Source organism: Mesobacillus sp. (genome assembly GCF_047739415.1).
In the GTDB taxonomy this organism is placed as follows: Bacteria; Bacillota; Bacilli; order Bacillales; family Cytobacillaceae; genus Mesobacillus.
In genome coordinates, this window is the sequence record NZ_JBIQOE010000258.1 from 1 (window position 1) to 8,448 (window position 8,448).

The window sequence follows — 8,448 nt, forward strand, 5'->3', positions numbered from 1 at the left end:
ACAAAGGCAGGTGCTGCTCCTCTTCCTTCGCAACCTGCAAAAAGCAGCACTAACAAACAGAAACTAATAATTAACGAGTTCCTCATAAGTCCCTCTCTTTTTTCCGGAATTTAACATACTGCCAATCTCGAAAACATATAATCTCAATATATATTATTCAATGGCTTGGAATTTTAAAATCGACAAGTTAATAATTTGTGACGGAGAGCCAGGAGACCACATCTATTGCCTATGATGGATAGGCATTATTTGTGGTCTCCTTTTTCATAGAGGATGTAAATGATAGCGCTTTTAAGCGGAAAGGGTGGCAATCATGAAGAAGGTGGAATTGATAGGTGTCTCTAAATCCTACGATAAAAAAACAGAAGTTATTTCAGATATTACTGTCACGATTGAACCTGGAGAGTTTTTCGTCCTTGTCGGTCCTTCAGGCTGCGGGAAAAGCACGATGCTGCGGATGATTGCCGGCTTGGAAGAGATCACGGGCGGTGTTCTGAAAATAGGTGATGTCGAGTCGAACTGGCTCCCGCCCAGCAAAAGGGATATTTCGATGGTCTTTCAAAACTATGCTTTATACCCTCATTTAACGGTTGAGGAGAATATCGTTTTCGGCCTCCATGTAAAAAAAGTGCCTAAGCCTGAACGAAAAAAGCGATGCGAAGATGTTGCCGAAATGCTCGGGTTAACTCCTTATTTGAAAAGGAAACCCCGTGAGCTGTCCGGCGGCCAAAGACAGCGGGTTGCCCTGGCCAGGGCCATCGTCAACCAGGCACCGATTTGCCTGATGGATGAACCTTTATCAAACCTGGACGCTAAATTAAGGGCCCATATGCGCTCGGAAATCAGGCAGATCCAAAGGCGTCTTGGTATCACGATGATTTATGTCACCCACGACCAGGTCGAGGCGATGACGATGGGAGACAGGATCATGATTCTCCATGACGGCAAAATCCAGCAGATTGGCCAGCCAATCGATATTTATAACAATCCCGCCAATCCTTTCGTCGCGACATTCATTGGTTCGCCGCCGATGAATATTGGCGAAGGGAAGGTGGGCAGTGCAAAAAATGAGATTGTTTTCAGCGAGGACGCAAAAATAGCTGTTCCGGAAGAAGATCGTTCATTATTAAAATCCGACACAATCACCATCGGCGTCCGTCCTGAGCATTTAAAGGCGGCGACAAAAGAGACGAAAGCAGAAGATAAAGTCTATGTAAAAACGACTAATGTAGAGGTCCTTGGAAATGAAACGATCTTCTCCTTCGATATGGGAGGAAGGGAATGGATGGCGAAATGGACCGGCCAATGGAGGATTGATGTCGGGGACATGGTCCCGATTGTCATCAATTACGACTCTCTCTGTTTGTTTGACAGCGAGACGGAAAAAATCATCAAAACTCCATCGGATATCGAGAACCATGTTTTTGATAAAGAGGTGTTCATATGAAGGCAGACGCAGCCAGTACTCCTCCAAAGCAGCTTGGCTTGTGGAGGAAATCGCTTAATGCGCGCACAGCTCTTTTGTACCTGTTTCCGTCGATTCTTCTGTTTGCGGTGTTCATTTTTTACCCGATGTTCCGGACGATTTACCTGAGCTTCTTTCTGACCGACCAGCAGGGAGCAGCTGCGCTTTTTGTAGGCTTTGAAAATTATGCCTATTTATTCGAGTCAAGGGAATTCCGCAACAGTATCAAGGCAACGGTGCTGTTTGTTCTCTATACCGTACCGACAGGGGTCATTATTGCGCTATTCCTCGCGTTGATCGCGAATGAAAAACTGAAAGGAATTGGCTTTTTCCGGACTGTTTATTCTTCAACTATGGGGATTTCGGTCGCTGCTTCCTCTGTCGTCTGGCTGTTCCTGTTTCATCCAAGCATCGGTATGTTCAACAGGCTGCTCAATGTCATGAATCTGCCAGGCGTCCAGTGGCTGCTTGATCCTGATTGGGCGCTCGTGTCGATTTCAATCTCGACGATCTGGATGAATATCGGCTTCTCGTTTCTCATCCTGCTTGGCGGGCTGCAGAATATTGATGAATATTTATATGAAAGTGCCAGGATCGACGGTGCCGGCTACTGGTACCAGCTGCGCAGGATCACGATTCCAATGCTGTCGCCGACATTGTTTTTCATCATCACGATTTCTCTGATCAATGCGTTCCAGACTTTCGGGCAGGTCGATATTTTAACAAAAGGCGGGCCATCCCAGGCGACAAACCTGATTGTTTACTCTATTTACCGGGAGGCATTCGTCAACTACCAGTTCGGCACAGCAAGCGCCCAGGCTGTCTTTTTATTCATCTGCATCCTGATCGTGACGATCCTGCAATTTAAGCTTGGAGAAAAGAAGGTGCACTATCAATGATGATGTCGACACCGAAAAAATGCCTGTTTTATGTCTTGCTGTTCATTTCGGCATTCCTAGTGTTCTTTCCGGTTCTTTATGCATTCATGATCAGCTTCATGTCAGGCGGGGAAATCCTCCAGGGCAAATTTTTTCCTGAGTCAATCCACTTTGATAACTATATAAAAGTGTTCGACCGCCTGCCGCTGATGAATTACTTGATTAATAGCTTCATAGTGTCGTTTGGGGTCATGCTCGGCCAGCTGGTCGTCTGCAGTCTGGCGGCCTATGCTTTTGTTTTCATCCCGTTTAAGGGAAGGGATTTCATCTTCTTCCTCTTTATATCAACAATGATGATTCCTTGGGAAGCTACGATGATTCCTAACTTTTTTACCATCCAAAAGCTGGATTGGATGAATACTTATCAAGGTTTGACAGTGCCGTTTTTCGCGCTGGCTTTCGGAACCTTTCTGCTGCGCCAGCACTTCAAGACGATTCCGAAAGAGCTGCATGAAGCGGCAGAGGTGGCAGGGCTCGGTAAGTTCGCCTTCTTTTGGAGAGTGATTCTTCCTGTGTCAAAAACCAGCCTTGTCACACTCGGTGCCTACGGGTTCCTGACGACATGGAATATGTATTTATGGCCTTTGCTTGTCACAAGCACGGACCAGGTAAGGACAGTTCAAATTGGCTTGAAGCAGCTCCAGTCACAGGAAGTCGCGACAGAATGGGGAGTCGTCATGGCGGGAGTGATCGTGGTCATCATCCCGACACTGCTCTTGCTTTTTGCCGGCCAAAAGCAGCTGCAAAAGGGATTGACTCAGGGAGCTCTCAAGTAATCCATTTGGGTTCAACTTCTGGTTTTCAGAAGTAACTTATAAATTTTTTAAAAAAGGGGTGTTCAGCAAGATGATGAAAAAGTTCAGATGGTTCCTCGTGATCAGTGCGATTTTCAGCTTAATAGTCATGTCGGCATGTTCCAATGATGCAAGCAAGGGAGATGACATAGACAAGGAGAAGGATGGCGGAACGAAGCCTGGCGAGAAAACAGAAATCTCGTTCTGGCATGCGATGTCCGGACCGGGCCAGGAAGCACTTGATGGCATTGTCGCGGATTTTAACAATTCCCAGGATAAAGTTGTGGTCAATGCAGAATTCCAGGGTACTTACGAAGAAGCGCTGACAAAGCTTCGGAGTGTTGGCGGCACCGATAATGCGCCGGCGATCATGCAGGTGTTTGAAGTAGGGACTAAGTACATGATTGAAAGCGGCTTTATCGAGCCAATGCAAACTTTTATCGATAAGGACAATTACGACCTGTCCCAGCTGGAGGAAAACATCCTGAACTACTATAAGGTCGATGGCAAACTATATTCAATGCCGTTCAACTCCTCGACACCGGTGATGATATATAACAAGGATGCTTTTAAGGAAGCAGGTCTTGATCCGGAAAAAGCTCCGCAAACATTCAGTGAGGTAAAAGCGGCTGCAGAAAAACTGACGAAGAAAAACGAACGTTTTGGATTCTCGATGCTGACATATGGCTGGTTCTTTGAACAGCTTGTAGCGACACAAGGCGGCCTGTATGTCGACAATGATAATGGCCGTTCTGATGACGCAACAAAAGCTGTGTTCAATGGAGAAGAAGGACTGCGAGTCTTCAAGTTCCTTGACGACATGAACAAAGCCGGCACCTTCGGCAACTACGGAACGAACTGGGATGACATCCGTGCCGCTTTCCAGACAGGAAAAGTCGCCATGTACATGGATTCATCCGCAGGAGTTGCCGGCGCGATCAATAACTCTTCATTTGATGTAGGAGTTGCCTATATTCCTTACCCGGATGAAGTCGAGAGACAGGGCGTCGCGATTGGCGGGGCGTCACTATGGATGAGCAAAGGAATCGGCGAAGATAAGCAGGAGGCAGCATGGGAATTCATGAAATTCCTCGCATCACCTGAAAGTCAGGCAAAATGGCATATCGGAACAGGCTACTTCGCAATCAACCCGGCAGCCTATGAAGAAGACATCGTGAAGAAAGAGTGGGAGAAGTACCCGCAGTTCAAGGTTACCGTAGACCAGCTTCAGGATACAAAACCATCCTTCGCGACCCAGGGTGCATTGATTTCCGTCTTCCCTGAATCGCGCCAGCAAGTCGTAACTGCGCTTGAAAACCTGTACCAGGGAACACCGCCACAGGAAGCACTCGACCAGGCAGCAGAAGGAACAGACAGGGCAATTGAGATAGCGAATAAAACGAAGAAGAAGTAACAATATAGTTGTATAGGGGGGACCGCTTTTTCACGGCTGTTTTGCAGGGTGGAGGAAGGGTTTCCTCTTTTTAATGAAGGATGTTTTTTAGAATCAATGGACTTATGAGCATTTAATAGGTTTTGCGCCAAGAACCAAAGTTTCCGAAAAGAGACTTAGTGAAACTTAAAAAAGCTTCAGAATCGGAGCTTTTCGTTTGTTGTATAAATTTGATTAGCAAGTATAGTGACTGCTGCACTGAGCAGTACAGTAGCTAATAGTAATGGTGCATATAGAATGGTTTTTTGTCTTGGTTTTTTTCTTCTGCATTTCCTTTAGCGTTAGACATCAATTTTCTTTAAGATTGATGGTATCTGGAAAACTGTTTCCAACGGGAAGAGATCCCTATAGCTTTGCGTCATCATTTTTCAATGATTTTGTCCCTAATTGTCGGATAGTGCGAAAAATATTCAGAAAATAATTTTGTCGTGGTATTTCTATTTGTTAAAATAGAGTTGTTCTATATAACGAACAAGGAGGGGTTATATGAAGAAATTCACTAGTCTTTTGCTGGTGGCTATCTTGCTGTTAAGCATACCGGTATCTACGTTTGCAAAACCTGAAAAGAAGAAGGTGATCGACTATGTGGCGTTAGGCGACTCTTTGGCTGCAGGCTGGACACCAGATGGTCGAAAGGATTCTGGCTACGGTGAATACCTAGCAGAACGTTTTGGACAGTCACAATATACAGTGAATCTAGATAATTACGGAGTACCAGGTTTTACCTCTACTCAATTGAAGAATCAAATAATCACAAATGAATTAGTCCAGGATGCAATAAGAAATGCGGAAATTATCACAATCGATATTGGAGCGAATGATGCACTTCAGGCACTCAAGACTGGTGACCCACTGATTGTCGGGCAAGCTTTGGTAAATGTGAAAAATAATTTAGATTACATTCTAGCAAAAATAGACTCGCTAAATCCTTCAGTTGATGTATATGTGATGGGCTATTATAATCCATTTCCATATCTGGACAAAGAACACCAAGCGCCATTAATGTCATTACTAGATAGCCTAAACAAAACGATTGAAGGAATTGCAAAAACAAATAAGGATGTTTATGTCCCTACAGAAAAGGTCATAGCCAAGCATTATGAAGAGTACTTACCCAATCCACAGGATATACATCTAAGCTTGGAAGGATATCGAACAGTTGCTAAAGAATTCTGGAAGGCCATAATGAAAAATCAATATTAAGTCATATGCCTGTTTTCTGCGAAGGAAACAGGCTTTATTATTTTTAATAAAAATACCCTAAGGGTATAAAAATAATACCTTACCCTTTATAATGAAATCAAGTAGAGTTTTTTCGTTTTTGGTATGTCAGTTAAAAAGGGTGAGCCTCTTTCATGACAATAAATAAACATAAAAAAGAGATATTGAGTATGTTAATTCAGAGGGATCTATATATTCCTATTAAAACACTCACCAAAGAACTGGGTATCACCAGGAGTACTGTTTACCGTGATATAAAGGGGATTAATGATTGGCTGGAGAGACATCATCTGCAGCCTGTTCATCATGCACGGAATAAAGGGTTTTATTTGAATCCGACTGAAAAGGCACCAATAAAAAACAAACTTGGAAAACTAACACTGGCCCCTGAATACCAGCTTTCAGCAAAAGAACGAAGAGCCTGGATAGGAGTCTTGCTATTAACCAGGGAGAAGCCGGTCTTTCTGGATGATTTGCTGAAAAAGCTTAATGTAAGCAGGAGTACAATTTTTCGAGATTTAGAACAATTGAAGGCGAGGCTTCTTCGCCATCGGTTGGATTTGCAGAAGGAAAAAGAGCATGGATACCATATCGTAGGAGCAGAGGAGGATAAACGGCGCAGCCTTGTCCATTTCCTTGCCAGGATTCATCCTGTAAAAGAAAGTCTCTGGTTAAGCTTAGAACAACAAATCTCAGAAGGAACTTGGACGACTGAATTATTTGCTTCACCTGAAGCAGCTGGGATTTTCCGTATTTTAATGGAATCTGAAAAATACCTTGATATCCATTACCCTGATGACATGATGGAAATCCTGAGCGTTCACCTGCTGTTCTTGCTAAGAAGATATCGTCAGGGAAAGACGATGCACATGGACCCGATGGAGAAAGTTATCCTGAAGCCATCCGAAGAATATTCGGCAGCTAAATTTATCGGCAATCAAATCGAGGAACAGTTCGACTTGAGCATTCCAGATGATGAACTTTGTTATATCACCGTATGCCTGATGGGGGCGAAGACAGAGGAGTATTGTCCGAGCAGTGTAGGGGAGGCCGAGCTCGCAATCTTGAAAAAAATCATTAAAAAGATGGTCAGTGATTTTGAAGAAGATTTTCACCTGGCTTTCCGGGACAGGGACGTTCTTGAACGCAGTCTATATTTTCATCTGAAGTCCGCCTATTATCGGATCATTTATGGACTTGAATACGACAATCCACTGGCTGAATCAATCATCAGCAATTTTCCGGATCTGTACAAGAAAACAAAAAAAGTAATACATTACCTTGAAGAGGTCATTGGCAAAAAGATCTCAGATGATGAAGTAGCATTGATTGCCATGCATTTCGGCGGATGGATCGAACGGGCAGGTGTATGAAAAACAAAGAAAGTGGCGAATAGCCACTTTTTTAATTATATTCTTTTAGCGCCAATGAATCTTGGCTTCCAATATGAATTATTGATGCTTGCGATTGATACACCCTTTGAAGTCGCAGAGTGAATCATTTGACCATTTCCGATGTAGATGGCGACGTGGGTTACTTTCTTGCCACCGCTAGTTGCATAGAATAATAGGTCGCCTGGCTGTAAAGAAGAAACTTTCGTACCTGCCTTGCTATACATTTCTGATGCTGTACGAGGCAGCTTGACGCCTGCCTTGCCGTATGAGTATGTTACTAAGCCTGAGCAGTCAAAACCGCTGGTTGTGTTGCCGCCCCATTTATACTTGACTCCCAAATTGCTTTTCGCAACTGAGATTGCTTTGGCTTTATAATCGGCTGGTTTTGGAGTTGAAGCGTTTGCGACTGCAGCAGCTTTTGGTGCAATATATTTAGAGCTTACATAACCTGTTTTCCCTTTTGTTGAAACTTTTGCCCAACCTTTTGATTGGGAAGACAAGGTAACTAACTGGTTCTTAGGAAGTTTAGCTACAATTTTTCCAGAAGTAGCAGGTTTATTGCGCATATTTAATGATCCAGAGTTAACTTTCACATAATAAGTCGTTCCAGAGGCAGAGGCTTGATTGATAGACGTGTGACTGTAGCTACCAAAGCGAAGAGCAACATAGATGCTAGGATTCTCTTAAACAAGTAGTTTTACCCCCGTTAGTTAAAAGTTAAACCTAGTATATAGCGAAGGGGGTTACAAATAAATAATGGAAGAATTACATTTATATTACAATTTGCGACAATAATTCCATGGATTATGATGAATTAGATAGAAATATATCAAGAAGAGATGCTGAGGAAGAGAAGAGGATAATAGGAGTAGGGGAACACTATTTTCTTTCAGTTCTTTATGAACTATAAATGGAAAGACTGCTAGTATAAGAAACAGATGGTTCTTAACAGCAGTCTTTCTTCTATTAATGTCAACCATTTTTCTATGCTCATTCCAGCTGAATTCACTCCACTTTCATTATTCATTTATTTTTGGCTTTTTGGATTGGTTACTAATTGCTTTTAACAACCATAACTTTTCCTCCGGGCTCAACATGCTCCAGCTTCCTGCTTTTACTTTCATTTAAAACACTCCTTTGAAATGTATTTTTTTAACTATTGCTTTCTGTAATCCCTATATAC

At 43.1% G+C, this 8,448-nt stretch carries 7 protein-coding genes and 1 riboswitch; of the genes, 6 read left to right on the top strand and 1 reads right to left on the bottom strand.

Annotation, left to right across the window (positions count from 1 at the left end):
* The first annotated feature begins 313 nt into the window (after positions 1-313).
* The 6 genes from ACH0QE_RS20035 to ACH0QE_RS20060 all read left to right on the top strand — a co-directional run bounded on the left by ACH0QE_RS20035 (position 314) and on the right by ACH0QE_RS20060 (position 7,244).
* The gene (locus ACH0QE_RS20035; protein WP_415802234.1) at positions 314-1,447 is read left to right on the top strand and encodes an ABC transporter ATP-binding protein; all 1,134 of its coding nucleotides are present in this window, start codon (positions 314-316) and stop codon (positions 1,445-1,447) included.
* Positions 1,444-2,364, top strand: a complete 921-nt coding sequence (locus ACH0QE_RS20040; RefSeq protein WP_415802235.1) for a carbohydrate ABC transporter permease — start codon at positions 1,444-1,446, stop codon at positions 2,362-2,364. Before ACH0QE_RS20035 ends, ACH0QE_RS20040 begins: the two co-directional genes overlap by 4 nt.
* Before the next feature lie 2 nt (positions 2,365-2,366).
* Positions 2,367-3,179: a carbohydrate ABC transporter permease gene (locus ACH0QE_RS20045; protein ID WP_415802240.1), complete on the top strand. Its 813-nt coding sequence runs from the start codon at positions 2,367-2,369 to the stop codon at positions 3,177-3,179.
* A 73-nt stretch (positions 3,180-3,252) separates the two neighbouring features.
* Positions 3,253-4,611: an ABC transporter substrate-binding protein gene (locus ACH0QE_RS20050; protein WP_415802241.1), complete on the top strand. Its 1,359-nt coding sequence runs from the start codon at positions 3,253-3,255 to the stop codon at positions 4,609-4,611.
* 345 nt (positions 4,612-4,956) lie between these two features.
* Positions 4,957-5,042, bottom strand: a riboswitch (cyclic di-GMP riboswitch).
* A 94-nt stretch (positions 5,043-5,136) separates the two neighbouring features.
* Positions 5,137-5,853 carry an SGNH/GDSL hydrolase family protein gene (locus ACH0QE_RS20055; protein ID WP_415802236.1) on the top strand — a complete coding sequence of 239 codons (717 nt, stop codon included), beginning with the start codon at positions 5,137-5,139 and terminating at the stop codon, positions 5,851-5,853.
* Between the two features lie 152 nt (positions 5,854-6,005).
* Positions 6,006-7,244: a BglG family transcription antiterminator gene (locus tag ACH0QE_RS20060; RefSeq protein WP_415802237.1), complete on the top strand. Its 1,239-nt coding sequence runs from the start codon at positions 6,006-6,008 to the stop codon at positions 7,242-7,244.
* 35 nt (positions 7,245-7,279) lie between these two features.
* Here ACH0QE_RS20060 and ACH0QE_RS20065 read toward each other — a convergent pair whose 3' ends face one another.
* Positions 7,280-7,831: an NlpC/P60 family protein gene (locus tag ACH0QE_RS20065; RefSeq protein ID WP_415802239.1), complete on the bottom strand. Its 552-nt coding sequence runs from the start codon at positions 7,829-7,831 to the stop codon at positions 7,280-7,282.
* Positions 7,832-8,448 lie beyond the last annotated feature (617 nt).

What these genes read in the sequence shown, in the direction of transcription:
- ACH0QE_RS20045 (WP_415802240.1), top strand. Translation starts at nt 2,367, where the DNA reads ATGTCGACACCGAAAAAATGCCTGTTTTATGTCTTGCTGTTCATTTCG.
- ACH0QE_RS20035 (WP_415802234.1), top strand. Translation starts at nt 314, where the DNA reads ATGAAGAAGGTGGAATTGATAGGTGTCTCTAAATCCTACGATAAAAAA.
- ACH0QE_RS20065 (WP_415802239.1), bottom strand. Translation starts at nt 7,831, where the DNA reads ATGCGCAATAAACCTGCTACTTCTGGAAAAATTGTAGCTAAACTTCCT.
- ACH0QE_RS20040 (WP_415802235.1), top strand. Translation starts at nt 1,444, where the DNA reads ATGAAGGCAGACGCAGCCAGTACTCCTCCAAAGCAGCTTGGCTTGTGG.
- ACH0QE_RS20050 (WP_415802241.1), top strand. Translation starts at nt 3,253, where the DNA reads ATGAAAAAGTTCAGATGGTTCCTCGTGATCAGTGCGATTTTCAGCTTA.
- ACH0QE_RS20060 (WP_415802237.1), top strand. Translation starts at nt 6,006, where the DNA reads ATGACAATAAATAAACATAAAAAAGAGATATTGAGTATGTTAATTCAG.
- ACH0QE_RS20055 (WP_415802236.1), top strand. Translation starts at nt 5,137, where the DNA reads ATGAAGAAATTCACTAGTCTTTTGCTGGTGGCTATCTTGCTGTTAAGC.